General features: G+C 62.7%; 27 protein-coding genes and 2 other RNA genes. 1 reads left to right on the forward strand and 28 read right to left on the reverse strand.

What is annotated here, in order from left to right; genetic code table 11:
- Positions 1–129: 129 nt before the first annotated feature.
- Together AERO9A_RS17530 and AERO9A_RS17535 are read right to left on the reverse strand one after the other, a co-directional pair.
- The gene (locus AERO9A_RS17530) at positions 130–603 is read right to left on the reverse strand and encodes a phage virion morphogenesis protein (RefSeq protein ID WP_159973202.1); all 474 of its coding nucleotides are present in this window, start codon (positions 601–603) and stop codon (positions 130–132) included.
- 104 nt (positions 604–707) lie between these two features.
- Positions 708–1985, reverse strand: coding sequence for a PBECR2 nuclease fold domain-containing protein (locus tag AERO9A_RS17535; RefSeq protein WP_159973203.1), 1278 nt, complete (start codon positions 1983–1985; stop codon positions 708–710).
- 46 nt (positions 1986–2031) lie between these two features.
- On the opposite strand from AERO9A_RS17535, the gene AERO9A_RS17540 reads away from it, so the two are divergent.
- Entirely contained in the window at positions 2032–2325 is a 294-nt protein-coding gene (locus tag AERO9A_RS17540) for a hypothetical protein (protein WP_159973204.1), read from the forward strand.
- Here the strand turns inward: AERO9A_RS17540 and AERO9A_RS17545 are convergent.
- The 26 genes from AERO9A_RS17545 to AERO9A_RS17670 form a co-directional block, all read right to left on the reverse strand.
- Positions 2320–3879 carry a DUF935 domain-containing protein gene (locus AERO9A_RS17545; protein WP_159973205.1) on the reverse strand — a complete coding sequence of 520 codons (1560 nt, stop codon included), beginning with the start codon at positions 3877–3879 and terminating at the stop codon, positions 2320–2322. The genes AERO9A_RS17540 and AERO9A_RS17545 overlap by 6 nt on opposite strands.
- Entirely contained in the window at positions 3879–5462 is a 1584-nt protein-coding gene (locus tag AERO9A_RS17550) for a hypothetical protein (protein WP_256665997.1), read from the reverse strand. Before AERO9A_RS17550 ends, AERO9A_RS17545 begins: the two co-directional genes overlap by 1 nt.
- Positions 5459–5797, reverse strand: coding sequence for a DUF3850 domain-containing protein (locus tag AERO9A_RS17555; RefSeq protein WP_159973206.1), 339 nt, complete (start codon positions 5795–5797; stop codon positions 5459–5461). Before AERO9A_RS17555 ends, AERO9A_RS17550 begins: the two co-directional genes overlap by 4 nt.
- On the reverse strand, positions 5794–6306 hold the full coding sequence (locus tag AERO9A_RS17560; RefSeq protein WP_159973207.1) for a DUF3486 family protein: 513 nt from the start codon (positions 6304–6306) through the stop codon (positions 5794–5796). Before AERO9A_RS17560 ends, AERO9A_RS17555 begins: the two co-directional genes overlap by 4 nt.
- A gap of 4 nt (positions 6307–6310) precedes the next feature.
- Positions 6311–6613 (reverse strand): hypothetical protein, encoded by a 303-nt coding sequence (locus AERO9A_RS17565; protein WP_159973208.1) that lies wholly within the window; start codon positions 6611–6613, stop codon positions 6311–6313.
- Complete coding sequence (locus tag AERO9A_RS17570) at positions 6610–6924, reverse strand: hypothetical protein (RefSeq protein ID WP_159973209.1); 315 nt, start codon at positions 6922–6924, stop codon at positions 6610–6612. Before AERO9A_RS17570 ends, AERO9A_RS17565 begins: the two co-directional genes overlap by 4 nt.
- Positions 6924–7541 carry a hypothetical protein gene (locus AERO9A_RS17575; RefSeq protein WP_159973210.1) on the reverse strand — a complete coding sequence of 206 codons (618 nt, stop codon included), beginning with the start codon at positions 7539–7541 and terminating at the stop codon, positions 6924–6926. Before AERO9A_RS17575 ends, AERO9A_RS17570 begins: the two co-directional genes overlap by 1 nt.
- On the reverse strand, positions 7538–7993 hold the full coding sequence (locus AERO9A_RS17580; RefSeq protein ID WP_159973211.1) for a lysozyme: 456 nt from the start codon (positions 7991–7993) through the stop codon (positions 7538–7540). The genes AERO9A_RS17575 and AERO9A_RS17580 overlap by 4 nt, the downstream gene beginning before the upstream one ends.
- Complete coding sequence (locus AERO9A_RS17585) at positions 7990–8325, reverse strand: hypothetical protein (protein WP_159973212.1); 336 nt, start codon at positions 8323–8325, stop codon at positions 7990–7992. Before AERO9A_RS17585 ends, AERO9A_RS17580 begins: the two co-directional genes overlap by 4 nt.
- Before the next feature lie 82 nt (positions 8326–8407).
- Positions 8408–9172, reverse strand: coding sequence for a DUF4339 domain-containing protein (locus AERO9A_RS17590; protein ID WP_159973213.1), 765 nt, complete (start codon positions 9170–9172; stop codon positions 8408–8410).
- Positions 9165–9608, reverse strand: coding sequence for a Mor transcription activator family protein (locus tag AERO9A_RS17595; protein WP_159973214.1), 444 nt, complete (start codon positions 9606–9608; stop codon positions 9165–9167). The genes AERO9A_RS17590 and AERO9A_RS17595 overlap by 8 nt, the downstream gene beginning before the upstream one ends.
- Positions 9605–10012, reverse strand: a complete 408-nt coding sequence (locus tag AERO9A_RS17600) for a gp16 family protein (RefSeq protein WP_159973215.1) — start codon at positions 10010–10012, stop codon at positions 9605–9607. The genes AERO9A_RS17595 and AERO9A_RS17600 overlap by 4 nt, the downstream gene beginning before the upstream one ends.
- Entirely contained in the window at positions 10009–10299 is a 291-nt protein-coding gene (locus tag AERO9A_RS17605; protein ID WP_159973216.1) for a hypothetical protein, read from the reverse strand. The genes AERO9A_RS17600 and AERO9A_RS17605 overlap by 4 nt, the downstream gene beginning before the upstream one ends.
- An RNA gene (locus AERO9A_RS17610) (hammerhead ribozyme type II) lies at positions 10300–10371 on the reverse strand.
- The gene (locus tag AERO9A_RS17615; protein WP_159973217.1) at positions 10370–10606 is read right to left on the reverse strand and encodes a hypothetical protein; all 237 of its coding nucleotides are present in this window, start codon (positions 10604–10606) and stop codon (positions 10370–10372) included. The genes AERO9A_RS17610 and AERO9A_RS17615 overlap by 2 nt, the downstream gene beginning before the upstream one ends.
- A gap of 7 nt (positions 10607–10613) precedes the next feature.
- Positions 10614–11021: a hypothetical protein gene (locus tag AERO9A_RS17620; RefSeq protein ID WP_159973218.1), complete on the reverse strand. Its 408-nt coding sequence runs from the start codon at positions 11019–11021 to the stop codon at positions 10614–10616.
- 5 nt (positions 11022–11026) lie between these two features.
- An RNA gene (locus AERO9A_RS17625) (hammerhead ribozyme type II) lies at positions 11027–11098 on the reverse strand.
- The gene (locus AERO9A_RS17630) at positions 11097–11315 is read right to left on the reverse strand and encodes a hypothetical protein (RefSeq protein WP_159973219.1); all 219 of its coding nucleotides are present in this window, start codon (positions 11313–11315) and stop codon (positions 11097–11099) included. The genes AERO9A_RS17625 and AERO9A_RS17630 overlap by 2 nt, the downstream gene beginning before the upstream one ends.
- An 8-nt stretch (positions 11316–11323) precedes the next feature.
- The gene (locus AERO9A_RS17635; protein WP_159973220.1) at positions 11324–11818 is read right to left on the reverse strand and encodes a hypothetical protein; all 495 of its coding nucleotides are present in this window, start codon (positions 11816–11818) and stop codon (positions 11324–11326) included.
- Between the two features lies 1 nt (position 11819).
- Positions 11820–12107: a hypothetical protein gene (locus AERO9A_RS17640; protein ID WP_159973221.1), complete on the reverse strand. Its 288-nt coding sequence runs from the start codon at positions 12105–12107 to the stop codon at positions 11820–11822.
- Position 12108: 1 nt separating this feature from the next.
- Complete coding sequence (locus tag AERO9A_RS17645) at positions 12109–12588, reverse strand: hypothetical protein (RefSeq protein WP_178111152.1); 480 nt, start codon at positions 12586–12588, stop codon at positions 12109–12111.
- On the reverse strand, positions 12588–13226 hold the full coding sequence (locus AERO9A_RS17650; protein ID WP_159973222.1) for a DUF3164 family protein: 639 nt from the start codon (positions 13224–13226) through the stop codon (positions 12588–12590). The genes AERO9A_RS17645 and AERO9A_RS17650 overlap by 1 nt, the downstream gene beginning before the upstream one ends.
- Positions 13227–13236: 10 nt before the next feature.
- The gene (locus AERO9A_RS17655) at positions 13237–13545 is read right to left on the reverse strand and encodes a hypothetical protein (RefSeq protein ID WP_159973223.1); all 309 of its coding nucleotides are present in this window, start codon (positions 13543–13545) and stop codon (positions 13237–13239) included.
- Positions 13532–13918 carry a hypothetical protein gene (locus AERO9A_RS17660; protein ID WP_159973224.1) on the reverse strand — a complete coding sequence of 129 codons (387 nt, stop codon included), beginning with the start codon at positions 13916–13918 and terminating at the stop codon, positions 13532–13534. Before AERO9A_RS17660 ends, AERO9A_RS17655 begins: the two co-directional genes overlap by 14 nt.
- The gene (locus AERO9A_RS17665) at positions 13915–14712 is read right to left on the reverse strand and encodes a hypothetical protein (protein ID WP_178111153.1); all 798 of its coding nucleotides are present in this window, start codon (positions 14710–14712) and stop codon (positions 13915–13917) included. Before AERO9A_RS17665 ends, AERO9A_RS17660 begins: the two co-directional genes overlap by 4 nt.
- Positions 14712–15431 (reverse strand): AAA family ATPase, encoded by a 720-nt coding sequence (locus tag AERO9A_RS17670; RefSeq protein WP_159973225.1) that lies wholly within the window; start codon positions 15429–15431, stop codon positions 14712–14714. Before AERO9A_RS17670 ends, AERO9A_RS17665 begins: the two co-directional genes overlap by 1 nt.
- Positions 15432–15433 lie beyond the last annotated feature (2 nt).

The following is a 15433-nucleotide window of genomic DNA, read 5'->3' on the forward strand; positions in this document are numbered from 1 at the left end:
TTGCTTGTACCTTTAAGCTATTCAATATCAAAACCTAACGCACCTTTAACGCCCCTTGCACCTCGCAGCCATACGAAGCCAGCACCCAGCTCGGAAACGGCCTTAAAACGCTTCCTAGGCGCCTTGCCGTTATTCAACCAGCAACCAGCTTTCGACGATGGCCAGCACCTCGGTTTCATCCTCTGCCGATAGGCCCAGATAAGGCCGCGCCGGAATGTCGCCCCAAGGGATGGGCGAGCCACGCCGATTGCGCCCCGATGCACCGGCCCTCTGCCCGAACTGGTGGACAGCGCCGTAGGGTCGATCCGTACCGAACAGCAGCTCGTCTCCCTGCACCTGGCCGCGTAGGGTGTCCTGCAGGTCGCCGCTTTCACGCAGGGTGCGCGGGCCTTTCTTCCTGGCCAGGGTCGAGGGTGCCAAGGGCGCCCAGGGCGAACCGTCCGGGCCGACCTGCTGGCGAAAGCGCTCGTCGGTGGACTGGTGCAGGTATTCGCGGATGTCTTCCAGCGGCGTGCGCAGGTCGCCCATGCGTTCGGCCAGTTTGGCCAGCAGTTCGCCAACCTGGCTGTCGCTCACCTCTACATCAAGCATTGCCCCGGCCATTGCCATCTCCTACTATTGAATCACCCTTATCGGCTGAGCAGTCCCCGCCCGGACGTCCAACCCTACAGCCGAAGGCGAACCACGTGTGGCGGCGCGTGGTTTTTCTATTGCCCCCGGCGATAGAGCCGCACCCCTAAGCGCAGTTGCTCCAGGTACTCGGGGTTATCCGCATTCGGGGCGAAGGTGGTGATGCCATCCCAGCCATCGTCCCCTACCTCGAACACGGCCAGGGCCGGCAGCGGCTCGCCCGCCACGTCGAAGCGGCTGATATAGCGGCGGCGCACGACGGCCTTGTTCTGCGCGTACATCCACTCCAGGCGCACCCACACTTCATCCGGTGACTTGAGGGCGTCAGCCAGCAACAGCAGCTCGCGGGAGTGGCCAGGCTTGCCGACCTTGAGCTTGCCCGTTTTGGCCTGGGTGAATAGCTCGCGGCCGATCACCACGGCGTCGCCCGTCACATCCTTGAACACGGCAGGTGCCTCGGGCGTTGCGCCGAACTCAGCCAGGAAGCGCGCCATATACTGCTCATCGCTCAGGCCCGCCGGGAGCATGCGCTCAGCGCTAGCCTTACGCGCGGGCGGCAGTGGCGCTTGCGGGCGGCGGTTGGGCAGGCCTGCCGCCGTTGCGCTGGATTTGGCACCCGGCGTTGGCTCAGGCAGCGGGTCATAGCCCCGCAGTGGGGGTACGGCATCGCTCAGCCGCGAGCGCCCAGGGGCGTACTCGAAACCCGGATCGATGCCCTTGGGGACGCGCACGGTGCGCGGGCCGTTCGGGCTGTTCTTACCGATCACCTGGTCTTCATACTCAATGGCAGGCGCCGTGCCCACCTTGAGCCCCTGGCGCTCCAGATCCCGCTCGCTGAGCATGAACTTCTTGCACTTGCAGCCCCAGCCGTTTTGCGGGCTGTGCGTCGACCACCATGGATCCTCCAGGGGCAATACCAGGCCGTTCCATGCCAGGTGCTGCGGCCTTGGGTTGGCGCTGTCGCCGTGCCGGTACAGGCCATAAGGGCGGCGCTTGCGCAGCTCCGGGTCAGCCATTTGCGCTTCGCGGCCAGCGTTGTAGCTCTGCCGCAGGTTGGTTTCGTAGATCACACGGGTACGCCAGCCGCGCTCGCCGTTGTACTGCCAGCCGTGACGCTCCACCACCTGGTCGAAGTCGCGGCGGAATTGTTCCAGGGTGCCGCCTGCGGTGATGACTTTCTCGACCGCGCCGCGCAAATCGGCCAGCAGTGCGCGCTTGTTGGCGCCCGCAACAACGAAGGCCCAGTCATGTTCCTGGGCGTAGATGTCCGTCCAGGCGCGGATCGGTAGATCGACCTTGCCACGGAAGTAGTCGATCTGTTCCTGGAACGGTAGAGAGCCGTGAGATACTGCCATCTGGTATGTACCGTTATTGCATTGAGCAGTTTAAAAGGAGATAGAAATGGTTACTCGGGATCAGTTGGAAATTGCTAAAGCCCTCTGGGAGCAAGTACGGATCGGCTGTGCGCTTGCTCATCAAAACTGGCAGTTGCTCAACAGTAGTCGACAAAACATTATTAATAGCTTGGTAAATCAAGGGTTTACCGCCACGCAAGCCGTTGAGGCTTTCAATGAGTACTACCAAGGGCATCAAGAGCAGTATGAGGCGCTCTTCAAAGCAATGACTGAGCGCGCTGACGAATACAAATTGATCGAAGATCAATGGAAAGCTCAGAAATCTGAGGCTAATTCATAAACCCCGCACCACATCCCACCGCCCAGCCAAGTGCGCCGCTGCCATGCCATCGGCCATGGCATCCGCCAACTGGGTGGTGTTCATATCCGGGTACACCTCGATCAGCCGATCCCGGAACTCTTCCAGGCTGTTCACTGAGTCCAGCAGCTCGCGGATATCGTCCACCATGTCATCCAGTGGCGCGGCTACTGTCTGCTCCAGGGTGCGTACCTGGCTATCGACAATGTCCGGCACATCGGCTGCACGGCGCGGCTGCTCGCGGTTGAGTGCCTGTGCCAAAGGCGGCGCATCAGCCGGGGCCTGGCTTGGCGCGTGCAGTAGCTTGGCGCCTTTGTCCGGCTCGGGCAGGCTGAGCTTGTCGCGGATCACCGACTGTTCAACCTCCAGCCCCATCGGCACCAGGATCTGCAGCGCGCTGACCAGCGCCTTCGTGTCCTCGGGCTGCGGCACCACTACAACCAGCTTGGGGTAGCCACGCCCTGGGGCAAAGTTCAGGTCGCACCAGGGGCGCACCAGGCCACGGTTCAGGGTGTTGCTCAGCGCCTTGGCGTCGGCTTCCAGCAGATCCAGGCGAATACCGTCATGCACGCGGGCCTGGGCCATGCTGCTGCCGTCATCGGCCGTCATAGTCTGGCCCAGCGTGGCCTTGCTGATCTGCTTGTCCCACCACTCAGCTAGACCCTGGAAGAATTGCCCAGCACCGGCCACCTGCACCGCCTGGGTAAAGTCGATACGCATGCTGTCCGGGATTACCGCCGCCGCATCGCTGCCCAGGTTGGCCACGGCGGACATCAGCACGCCGATATCATCCTTGCTCGCGCCTGGCCCGTAGCGGCCCACACGCATGGGCATGCCGAAGATATCGGCGAAGGCCATCCAGTCCTTCCACGTCCAGGCCTTGCACATGTAGCCCACGGCGGCCAGGCGCGCCAGGCCGCCCCGAATTGGCAGGCCTGAGCGAATGCGCGGGTAATGCACGATGAACTTGTAGGGGGCCAAGGCCAGGCCGTTGACCATATCGGCATCATCGAGCAGGCGCAGCTCGCGCCCGGTTTCCTGGTCGAACTTGAAGAAACGCTGATCACGGGCCTCGAAGCGCTCAGGCGTCCAGGTCTTGCCGCTTCTGTCCCAGATGATCTCGCTGACGGCGTAGCCCTTGCCCAGGGCGTCGGTCTGGTCGGCCTGCAGCTCGCCGAACTCGGGCGAATCGACCAGCTCGCGCAGGGCATCGGCCCGGCGTACATCTTCGGCATCATCGCTGAACGCTTCGATGCGTACCTGCAGGCCGCCCAGGCCGAGGCGGCGCGTGCCCAGCACAGAGGCATAGTGCAGGTCACGCTCTTCCATTTCCTCGGCCAGGGTGAGGTAGTCGTGGGCATTGCCCTCGGCTGCCGCCTGCAGAATGTTCGCCAGGCGCCCAGGTGTCAGGCCACTGGCCACGCTCGGGTGCCAAATCTGCCGCACGCCCATAACGCGCGGGCCTGCGACTTCCTCGGTGAGCTGGTCGTACTCGATGTGTCGCCCGTACTGGTCGACGATGGGGGACTTGGCCATTACCAGATGCCTTTCTTATGGCGCCAACCCGCGCCGCTCTTAATGGCACGGGTGTGCCCGGCGGCGGGGTTCACGCGGTGGTACTCGAAAATCTCAACGTCCTGGCGTGAGGCGAAGTCCGCCAGGGCCAGCGCGATACCGGCGTCACCATGGCGTTTGGCGCCGCCTTTCTCGGTGGTGCGGGTGTCGGGAATACGCGCAACGCCTTTCACGACGCGGAATGCCCGCACGTCGGTGACCACATCCTTGTCAGCCGGGATGGCATAGAGGGTGTCGTCTTCCAGGTCGGCCTTCAGGCCGGGCATGTTGTCCCGATACCAACCCTCGGTAAGCATCACCTGGTCGATGCGGTTGTGGCCGAACTCCACCGCCGCAGCCTCGGCAATCTGCTGGCCGTTGCCTCGGGCGTCATGGGCACCTTTGAGGAAGTTGGGCAAGCGCCGCACCATGTAGAACAGGATCTGTTCCTGTTGCTTGAACGGCACGTTGCGCAGTTCGATCACAAACGGCGTGCGCTTGCGCAAGTCCTGTTCTTTGAGCAACGGCCAGATCACTGACAGGTCACCGCTACGGGCGAAGTCCATGCCGTAGTAGCTGTGCACGTCGGCGGGGATGACCTGCAGCAGCGGCAGCAGCTCACGCTCGCACCACTCGTGGGACTCGGCCAGGCGCAGGTACTCGGCGCTCACTTCGTAGCCTTGCGGGCAGGTCAGGCGCAGTGCCGGAGTCTCGCGGCTGGTGCGCTGCTCGATCAGCGCTAGGCTGAAATAGGCGCCGCCGCCCTGGCTGGGGATGCAGTCCAGCTCCTCGTTGGCGGCGTCACCATAGAAGCTGTACACATCATCGACCCAGGCCTGCTCCTCGGCTGCGTCGTAGGCGATGCCTTTGCGCAGGCAAACGCGCTTGTACAGGCCATCGGCCACGGCTTCCTTGAAGGTGCAGCGGAACAGCGCGCCCTTGCGCTTGCCGGAGCGGATCTCCTCGATCAGCTCATTGAAGGGGTTCTCGACACCATCGTGGGTGCTGATCACATGCACCTCGCCGCCCCAGATCAGCAGCGCCAGCGCTGCTTTGAGCAGTTCGGCCAGGTCTGAGTGGAACGCAGCCTCATCGATCACTACCACGCCCTGGCGACCACGCAGGTTGGACGGGCGGCTGGTCAGGGCAACGATGCGCTTTCCCGAGGGAAAGGTGATGGTATAGGTCTTGATGTGCTTGTCGGGGTCTTCATCCTCCCAGATGCCTTCCTCGATCTCGCCCGCCGCGTAGTTGAACGCCCGCGCCCACATGGCACAGGCCTGGATGTATTCGACGGTCATGTCCTGGTTGTAGCCCAGGTAGTAGACGTTCATGCCCCCGGCCTGGGTCGAGCTGGCGGCTACCAAGACGTTGTCGGCAGCCTCGGCCCAGGTCAGGCCGATACGGCGGCTTTTCTCACCGACCTTGAGTGGTGCACGGATACCGACCCAGCGCTGTTGGTAGCCGAGGAGCACCTCGGGCACGCTGACGACTTTGCCGACCGAAAGGATCTCGGCCAAGGGCGAGAGTTGCGGTTCGGGGATTTGCTTGGGGGCGAGTTTCATGCCGCGCCCTCAAGCTGTTTTTTAAGCCGCGCTATCAGCACTGCTTGGCGTTCTACGATAGCCCGCAAAGTGCGCTCGATAATTCCATCGATACCATGGGCGCTGTACGACAGCACGCACAGGTTATCTGGCAGGCCATAGCCTCGTTGAATATGAGTTATAAAAAAAAGCTGCTCGCGCCCGCTGGGCTCTCCGTCAGCGTGAATTTCCTTTAAGAGTGCAAAATCGCCGACTTGGAAGTCGCGATCTGAGCAGTCACGCACCTCACCTGTTTTAGCCCCTGATTTCAGGTCGCTAAAAGGCCCGCCATGACCCTTTAGGGTGTGAATTGTCATGCCGCCACCCCCAGAATTTCCCGGCGAATCTCGGCCACGGTCTCGGCATTGAGCCCACCTTTCTTGGCGATCTTCTCGACCTGGGCAGCGGCGGCTTCGGCCTTGGAGCGAACCTCGCTTTGCCACTTCTTCTGCACCACGGATGCCCGGCCCAGTTCGGCTACGGCCTTGGCCACCTTGGGCAGGTCGAACTTGCCATCCTCGGCCAGCAGCAGCTTGAACAGGTGTTCTTGCACCAGGCGCATGAGCGCCTCGTTTACTGCGCCTTCTTCGTCCGGCGCGGCGGCCACAACCGCGCGAGCTTGTTCGCTGGCCATCTTGAGCGCAGACAGGCGCCCCTCGAAGTTCTGGCCATAGGCGTGCAGCGCCGACTTGCCAATGCTGTAGCCGCGCTCGGCCAGCTCGGCCGAGAGCAGCTCATAGCCCGAGAAGTTGTTCTCGATCAGCGCCTGATCCAGCCAGGCTTTTACCCCTTTAGGGAGTTGGCCTACCTTGCTACGCGGTGGCATGGGCTCAGCCTCGCGCGGGCCGGGCAATGCCCGGATTGCACTCGATGGTGTACTCGGCGATGTCGACGCCGTAGTGAGTCAGCCCGGCAATCCAGACGCCGCTAGGCTGCTTATCGAGGGTCACAAGGCTGCGGTCTTTGAGGTAGTCCAGCTCGCGGCGCACTTCGAGCTGGGTCGCGTCGCTGTAAATGCCCTGGATGGTGGAAAGCACCAGCGCTTCATGCGGGTCTACTGGGCGCGCGTTGTTGAGGGTGAGCAGGATGTACCAGCGCATCGACTCTCGGCGAATCTTGGCGGCATCGATCATTGATTGGCTCCTTTCATCTGGACGACTTCAAGCTTGTCCCGTAGCCCGTCCAGCTTGGCTTCGATCACTGTTTGGTTGCGCACGTAGTCCTGGCGGTGGACGTAATGCAGGGGCAGCTCTGCCTGGAAGCGCAGGAAGTCGCGCTCCAACTCAGCCAGCTTTGCGATCTCTTTTTCCTGGCTGGCGAAGCGCTCACCGAGGCGTTTTTCCATCTGGCTCAGCAGCAGCTTGACCAGGCCGAATACCAACGTGCTGAAGATGCCCAGCAGCGAAATGGCCCAGGTCACGGCCTGCGCAAAATCCATCACCATCAGTTGCCCCCTACGGCGTCGATCAGAGCATCCAACTGCGCGGCAGTGTTCTTGCACTGCTCGGCGTAGTGGACGTGATGGGCCAGGAGAGTGTTCTGGCTGATGCCTGAGTCGAGCTGCTCAGCGGCTCGGGCTTGGGCGACTTGCGCAGCAGCTCGCTCGGGATCTGCGGCGGCGGGCAAAGCGGCTGGGGCTCTGGCTCCGGTGGATTCGTCCCACACGCGGACAAAGCCAGCAGTGAACACGCAAGCAGGCAGAGGCTTAGGCGGCGCGTCGAGCGCCTCCCGGTAAAGGTCATTGACACGGGCAATCTCCCCAGAGAGTCGGTCGGTGGTTTGGCGGTGTTGGCGTTGTTGCTCGGCCAGGTCTGACGCGAGCTTGTCGTTTTGCGCCTGGGCTTCCTGCAGGCGTTTCGCAGCATCTTTGGCACTCGCTTCGGCAGCACGGGCGCGGGCCAGCTCCTGTTCCTGGTGCTCGCCGCGCAGCTTCTCTAGGGCTAGGGCGCCCTCGGTTTGGGCGGTGTCGTAGCCGTGGCGGTAGGCGATGTAATTGATGACCAGACTCAGGGCGGCGAAGAACAACACGGATAGCAATGGACGCGTGGCAAGCCAGGTCATAGGCCCACCTCGCACAGTTCGCGCTCAGCCGCGCGGCGCTTGACCAAGCCCGCAAGCTGGCGCCCCTTGGCATACACCCAGCGGCTCAGCTCCGCGCAGGCTCCAGCCACGTCGCCAGCATTGAGCTTGCGCAGGAGGGTCGAGCGCTCGAAGGCGACGGCGCCGACGTTGTAGACGAACGAGCCGAGGGCAGCACGGCGGGTGTCTGGCAGTGGATTGCGGCTCAGGCGGTCAACGGCTGCTATGGCCTCACCCAGCTCGGCGGCCAGCAAAGCATCGCACTCGGCGGCAGTGCGGGTCTGGCCCAGCGTTACCCCGGCTGTGCTGCCATAACAGATGGTTGGGATGCCCACCGGGTCGAGATAGGCAGCCAGGTTGCGCCCCTCGTAGTAGCCCACCATGGGCAGAGCAATGGCCAGGGCGCCGCCCAGGACTCGGCTTTTCAGGCTCATGCCACCCCCTTGCCGATGATGGCACGCAACTTGGCGAGCATTGAGTTGCCAACCTCGGGAGCCGAGCGGGATACGGGGCGGGGCTTGGGGGTTGCATCGCGGCGCTGTGCGGCCGGGGCCCTCTCGCGCGCCTGTTCTGCCCGGCCCGCTCGGTGACGGCGGTAGGCGGCGATTTTCGGGTACGCGCTACGCACATGCTCTTCGACCGTGCCACGCCAGTCAGGCGGGCAACGCTCCATCAACCATTGACGGCGATCAAGCGATGCCTCAGCCAATACGGCTGCAGCGTAGGCGCGGGGGCTAATGAGGGTGCTGGGGTCTAGTGTGCTCATGCCGCCATGATGGCGGCACGGATTCAGAGGGGAGTTTCAGGAGGCTTTAAGAAGAAGCCCCGCACTGGGCGGGGCTAAAAGACTACATGCCTTCAATTCTGACGTAGTACTCACTGAATAGCTGATCTGACCAAGTGATTGTGTAGGCAAGTGGTACGCCCCCAAGAAATGTCTGCGTCTTACTCACGCAGGTTCGGCTACTTGAGCTGTTTGACTCCGAAACCTGGCGAATATCCGACATAAACAGGTCGCTGTATCCAGGGGTAAGTAGACCACGTTCATCAAGGATTTCGGCGAGGGTCTGACGAACCTCAGGGTTATCGCAGGCTGGTAATGAGGCGTACAGATTGAAGCCAGTAGCGCTAACCATTAAAGAGGCGACCATCGCTATAAACCAGCCGATCAAGGGTGCCTGATTCTTCTTGGCGTATTTTGAACGCTTGTAGAGATAGATTGGCACCAGAAAGAGCCAAATAAAGCTTGGTAGGGCGTAACCGGCCTCACCCAAAACGCGACGATCCAGAGCTACAAGCGCAATCAGCACACCCATGATGATTAGCGGCAGATAGAGCGATGTAGGGTCAAGCAGCAGGAACGCCAGCGGGCTTATAGCTATTGCCCATACCCATAGGTCGCTGACGCTTTTCGCGTGAAGCGGTGGTGGCGTTGATGGAAGGTGCTCAATCAACCCTGTTGATTCAAGCGGAACCCAGTCTGCAAGGCCTTTGTGCCAGACTGGAGTCCCATACCCGAGCCGGGATGACTGGATTAGTTCGGCCATGGCGGGGGCGGTCACGGGGCCTTTTCTACTTCCAGCCTCTTCGTAATACCAGTCAGCCTCATTCATTCCCTGTATCTCCATCAAACCCAAACAGATCCGGTTCGCTGCGCCGATGCAGCGCCCGTTGGCGGGCGATGATGTCATAAATCGTCTGGCTAGCCAGCCGGTACTTACGCGCCAAGTCAGCGGGCCGGGCGTTGCGTTCATGCCATTCGCGGAATATTTCCGCATCGCGCATGGCATTCTTCAGCAGCTCGCCACGGGGCAGATAGATAACGCTCCCGCCCATCGTGTCGCAGATGCCGAAGACAACGTGGCGCGCCAGGGCAGGCACTTCCTCTGCGTTGCCCAGCTTGTTGCGCAGGCTCGCTTCGGCGATCTCAACCATCTCCTTCAGCGAACCTTCCCAGCGGCGCAGCACGGTTGGCGCCGAGAGGTGCGCCAGCACCTTCTCGGGGTCAAGGCTATCGCTGTCATCATCAAACAGTTGGCCATTACTCATACCGTCCTCCCGTGGCGTTTGGCGTTGTAGCTCAGGGCCGCGACCAGGCGGCGTAGCTGGTCGGTGTCGCACCACTCGACGCGCTCGACCTTGAACATGCGTAGCGCCATGGCGTCGACGTACTCCCAGGGGCGCCCGGCCTCGGTGAGTTGGGCCTTGATCTTGCCCACCAGCTTCTCGCGCTCGGCTGCCGGGTTCGGTGCGGTACGACCTTGGGCCTTGCCCTTGGCCGTCGCCTTGGGCTTCCAGCCCAGGCGCTCAAACTCGGCCAGCACGCGGCCAACCTGGCGCGGGCTTAGGTCTTTGGCCGAGCGCACGCCGGCCACTCGGGCCAGCAGCTCGCGGTAAACGTCGTCATCCATCCCGAGCTGGGATTTTGCGATGTGGATCTTGGCCAGGCTCATACCAGGTTCCTCGGGTCGAGTGCGGCGCGCAGGGCGGCAGGGTCGCGGCGGGCCATGTTGGCCACGTAGCGGATGGCCAGGGTCAAGCCTTCCTCGACCTGCTCGAAGCCTCCGGCCAGGCGGATGCACTCCATGTCGTCGCGGGTGCCGGCGTACGTCTCCCACTTGAACTTCTCAGCGCCAACGGCGGCACGATGCTGGGCATCACGCTCGCGCTTGCGGCGCTGCCGGGCCGTATCCTGGGCGCGGACTTTCGCTGTTCTGGGCTTCTTCTTTCTCGTGCTCATGTGTGGCTGCTCATCAGTACCGGGCTACCACGCCCGGCAGACCTTCGCCCCTGGTGGGGCTAGGTTTCGCTTAATTGTTGCTGGGCGACTTCTCGCGGAAACGGCGCGGGAACCAGTCGCAGTAGGTGTCCGTTGGCGTGTGGCCAAAAATCAGGCAGCAGCGGCGCTCATGCACGCAGTCGCCACAGGTCTTTTCTTCCGGCAACTCCATGCAGGTTGCGTCGGAGCACGCTTTGTCGGCACAGCAGCCGTGTTTGTTTTGCTTTGCCATAGGTGCATTAACGGACTCGTTCGTCAGGTTCATCATCATGTGCTCAGTGGATTCGCTCGATGCTGGTGTTGTTGGCCAGCAGGTGCTTTTTCAGGCTGTTGAAGCTGTTCCAGGTTGGGAGGTAGTAGACGAAGACCTCGGCCGCGATTTTGTTGGCCTCACGTTTACCAAAGGCTTTGCGGTAAGCCTCCACCTTCTTAGCGCTGTGCAGACGACGAGTGACCTTGCGCAGGAAGCGCCGACCTTCTTCGTGTTTCGCTTCGCCTTTCTCGTCGGCGGAACACCAGGCGCCCTTAAAGATCCCGTCGACATAAACGGCTGTAGCCCATTTGTGGCCTTTGGAATCGACCTCCTGAGAAAGCGCCACCTCGAACTGGTCGCACTTCAATTTCATGTATCCGTATGGGCTGGCCATCTGCTGTTTCAGATCGTCCCAATCTTGCTGCTGCATAGGTTCCTCGGCTGCTCATCAGTACCCAGCCACCACGCTGGGCAGACCGCCCCGGCCAGGCCGAGGCGGTTTCGCTCAGTGAACGGACTTCGTCGTGGAGTGGATGTGTTGGTGTCGCGCAGCCGCGATGCAATCGGCTAAGCGGTTGGATTCACTCATCATTGCCAAGCGCAGGGCTTTGGCTGCCTCAAGGGCGTTGCTATCCGTGCCCTCAAAAGGCTGGATGCCGCTGATTTGGATGCTGATGCCGCTTTCTGCCTCGGTAACCGTTACGGTAAAGCTGTGCTCGGCCATGGGGCCTCCTAGCGTTGGCGTTTGAATTTGATGTTGAAGTCGCGCGCCACCTGACGCGCTTGTTTCTCGGTGATGCCGATTGCCCGTGCAGCGATGCCCGGTGATGCACCCAGCGCCGCCTGCACCATCAGCCGAGAGGCCATGGCAACGTCGCGCGGCTCCTGGACAACGTCGGCACGTTTCGGCGCCGCCGGTTTCACCTCTACTGCAGGCGCTTCGGCCTTCACCTCCGGCTTGGCCGGGGCCGTGTTCGGCTTCACGGCAGGCTTGGCGCGCACCGGCTCGTCCTCCGGGCGCACGAACAAGTGCGCGTAGACCGGAGTCTTGGTTGGGTTGATGAAGAAGGTCGGACTGGTAGCCTGCATCTGGTGGCCTACCTGCTCGATCTGCCCGCCCTTGGCTAGGAACTCTTCGGTAGCCTTGGCAATGTTCAGGCGTTCCTGGTCGTGGTAGGGCGAGCGAATCGGCAGCGGGTCGCGGCTGGCGTCGTGATAGCGCTGCATGTCATGCCCCCAGCGCACGGATACCGGCCGTGCCGCGCTTTGCCAGCGCCTGGATGTAGTAGGCGATGGCTGCGAGGTTGGCGCGCGGCTCGGCGTCGTCCAGTGTTTCAGGCACACGGAATCGACCGGGTTTGTCTGCGCCCTGGTAGTAAGGCACTGCGGTCTGGTGGATCTCTTCGACCAAGACGGAGAAGTCACCAACAGCCAGGGCAAACTGGCCATCTTCCGGTTGTTTGTCGGTCAGTTGAATCAGGCCGGCGATGTTGCAAACGGCGTAGAACTTGGCCATGTCATTCCTCCTCGCCCAGCTCGTCGGCTGGCTCTGTCACGGTCAGAGGGAACTTGCCGAACATCTGCAGGGCGAGATTGACGCCCTCCTGAAAGCCGGCACGCAGTTGACCGGTCAGTTCCAATGGCTTGCCATCCGGGTCGCGCGCCTCGATCTTCACGTCTGGCCCTGCGTTCGCTACCAAGCTCAACTTCTTGACCCGACTGCTGTGCCACTCCTGCATCAACTCGACGATATGCAGCACCTGGTCGTCGTTGGTGTGCGCAACAACAGCGCCGCCAGCCGGGGCCGGTTGGCTACGGGAACGCAACCGCTCCAGCAGCTCGACCACTTTTTCGACATGCGGGCCAGTTACCAGCGCCAGGAGGAAGTCGCGGCCGCTGTTCAGCTCCAGGTGCTCGAAGTCCAGGACGTCGACATCGAGCAGCTCGACGGCGTCAGCCACGGCCTTGACCTGGTCGAGTTCAGTTAGCAGCCCCATCACTGCACCCCCGGCAGGCCAACGCCTGCAATGTCCAAGCTGATCGGCACGTACTGGTCGGTATCGCCAACACGCTCGTAGATGCGGATGTAACTCTTGGAGCCGACCACCTGCAGGGCATCGCCGATGGCATCCATCGCCTTTAGCCAGCGCTCGTCCTTGATGTTCATACGGCGCAGGGCCAGCACGCGGCCAGTGCGAATCTCGCCCTTGGTGTCTACCTGGAATGCGTCTTTGACCAGGGTGGCCAGCTCGGGGCGGGCGTCTGCCGTCCATTCCTGCAGGCATTCGTCGATCAGGGCGCGCGCTGCCTGCAGGCGCTCATCGAAAGCGATGCTTTCCTGTACCGCTTTCTGGATCTTGTAGCGGCCATCGAAGCTCAGCAGCGACAGGTTGCCCTTCTTGCCCCCTAGCTTGGCGCCGTACTCACTGGCTGACAGGTCGGCAAATGCGTCGATCTCGCCAAACGCAGTGGCCTTGAATGAGGCCAACGCGGCGGACTGGGCGCGTGCTAGCTCGACCAGGCGCGACACTAGCTCGTCGCGCAGTTTGTCGACCGGCTTGATCTGCTCTTCACGCCACAGGCGCCCCTGGGCGTCTTGCCGGTAACCGGCTGGAATGGTCTGTTGTTCGGTCATGTTCGGTTCCTCAGTGGATAGTCGTTTGTAGGTCGCGGTAGCTAATGGGGCGCCGCCATTCGAGGGTTACGCCCTCGAACAGCACCGTGATGCGGTCACTCCCTGCCGAGGCGTGGCGCTGGTAGCCCTCGGTCAGGCGCTCACGCACAAGGCGCTCGCCGTCCTCTGGGCTGATCTGCAGGCGGTTTTCGGTCGGCAGGATCTGCAGCAGTCGCACGCCCTTCGCCTGCAGGTGGCGGGCGGCTGCGTTGAAGTCGCGCAGGCTGGTGGCCAGCGAGGCGTTCAGGACTTTCAGCGGGCGGTTTTCAGTGGCTGCCATGGCTTGACTCCTTTGCTGCACAGTTGGGGTTGTTGGGGCAGTGCTGGCAGGCACGCCAGTGCTGCATGGCCATCGGGTTGTGGGTGGGTGCCGGGCGCTCGCGGTAGGTTTGGCACTGGTCGGCGGTGATGACTTCGCCCAGGGCCACGCACTCGATACGGCCCAGGACGTCCATCACTCGGCGCTCCATGCGCTCGGTGCTGGGCGACGGGTAACGGTTCTGCAGCAGCAGCGTCACGGCAGTGCGGCTCACGCCAATGCGCTCGCCGGTCTTGGTGCGATTGCTCTGCTCAACCTCGCGGGCCAGCAGGCTGACCCACAGCGGCGGCTGCTCGCCCCAGGCGGACAGGTCTACTCGGGCGGCCTGGTTCATGCGCCCACCTCCTGCAGCAGCTTGTTCAGGCGTGCGAGCACGTCGACGCCTTCGGCTCGCTCACTGTCGTCAGGGTGGAACTGGGCAACCGCACGGCCAGCCAGTGCCTTGACTGGGCCGAGTGCTGCGCGCAGGTCGTTGAGCTGCTTACTCAGCCGTGCGTTGTCGAGACGCAGCCCGGCCAGGTCTCCAGCCTGCTGGCACTTCTCCCACACGATCTGATCCAGGTTCGGGTCATAGACCTGCTCATAGCTGGAGCGCTGGTAGATGGGATGCAGCGGGCCGCTGTAGCGCCCTGGCAGCAGGCGGTAGCTGGCAGGGATGCCAGGCGTGCCGCCAGTTCGCACGGTGTAGCCAGCCAGGGCCAGCCCCTGCAGGTAGATCCGCGCGCCATCTTCGGTAATAGCCGCACCACCAGCAGCAGCCTGGCTGGCCGCTTCGGCGGCGGTCAGCTCGCCCAGGATGCGCAGTGCGCGCCAGATGCATTCGACGGCCTCGGGCGGCAGTCGCTTGCCCTGCTTGTTGACGCGCGGCGCCTCGGCGCCTTCGTCCTTGAGCAGCTTCCACGTCCCGTCGCGGCCTTTCACGGCCACCTTTGCGACGATGTCGGCCTTGGCCAGGCTCAGCAGGTAGCTACGCGCGGCTTCGTCTTCTTCGTCAGAACGGCGGGCGACGGTGTAGGTGGTGAACTCGGCGCCGTCGCGGGCCAGTTCGCGAATGGCTTCCCACATGCGCTGGCGTGGCAGCTTGCCGCCAGTCATGGCCAGGTGAATCGGCTTCTTACCGGAGCGCATTACTTGGCCCCCCGACGTGGCGGCTCGCCGGTGAACCAGCCCGCCGTCCAGGTGGCCAGGTCGATCTTGCCCAAGGCCTTGGCGGTGCATTCGCTGTTCACCCGGTACAGGTTCACAGCCGCGCGGCGCAGGCAGCCCTTCACATGCTTGACCAGGTCGGCCAGCAGGTCGTCAGCAATCTGCAAGTTGGGGTAGCTGCTAGCAGCCAGGCGCGTTACATCGGCCAGCGTTGCGGCCTGTGCGGGCACCCATTCCAAAACCCTGTTATGCAGGCGCTCCAGCCGGGCCAGACTGGTGGCCACGTTCTCTTCGCCGATCAGGACGATGGTGCCCTGGCTGGCGTTGTAGATATCGGTCAGGACGTTGGCGGCGGACTTCTCCAGCAAGTACTGCACGTCATCAACGATCAGCGGGCGACCGCTGCGGCTGAGCTGCTCGGCCACCTGGTCGACCATTTCGCTCAGGGTGCGCGCCGGGGTGACGGCCATCTCGCGCAGTACGGCGAGCAGGAAAGCCTTCTTCGTCCAGGTGTCGCGGCACTCGACGTAGTAGGCGCGGTGTTGGTTGGCCGAGCAGGCAGCGGCCACGGATTTGCCCAGGCCGCTCGGGCCGTACATCACTACCAAGCCAGGCAGGCCAAGCGGGCGCTGCATGGCGCGCTCGATGGCGCCGGCCAGCAGGCCGACATTGGTAAGCGGGATGATTTTGGAAACGCTCATAG

The organism is Pseudomonas sp. 8Z, assembly GCF_902506535.1.
Classification (GTDB): domain Bacteria; phylum Pseudomonadota; class Gammaproteobacteria; order Pseudomonadales; family Pseudomonadaceae; genus Aquipseudomonas.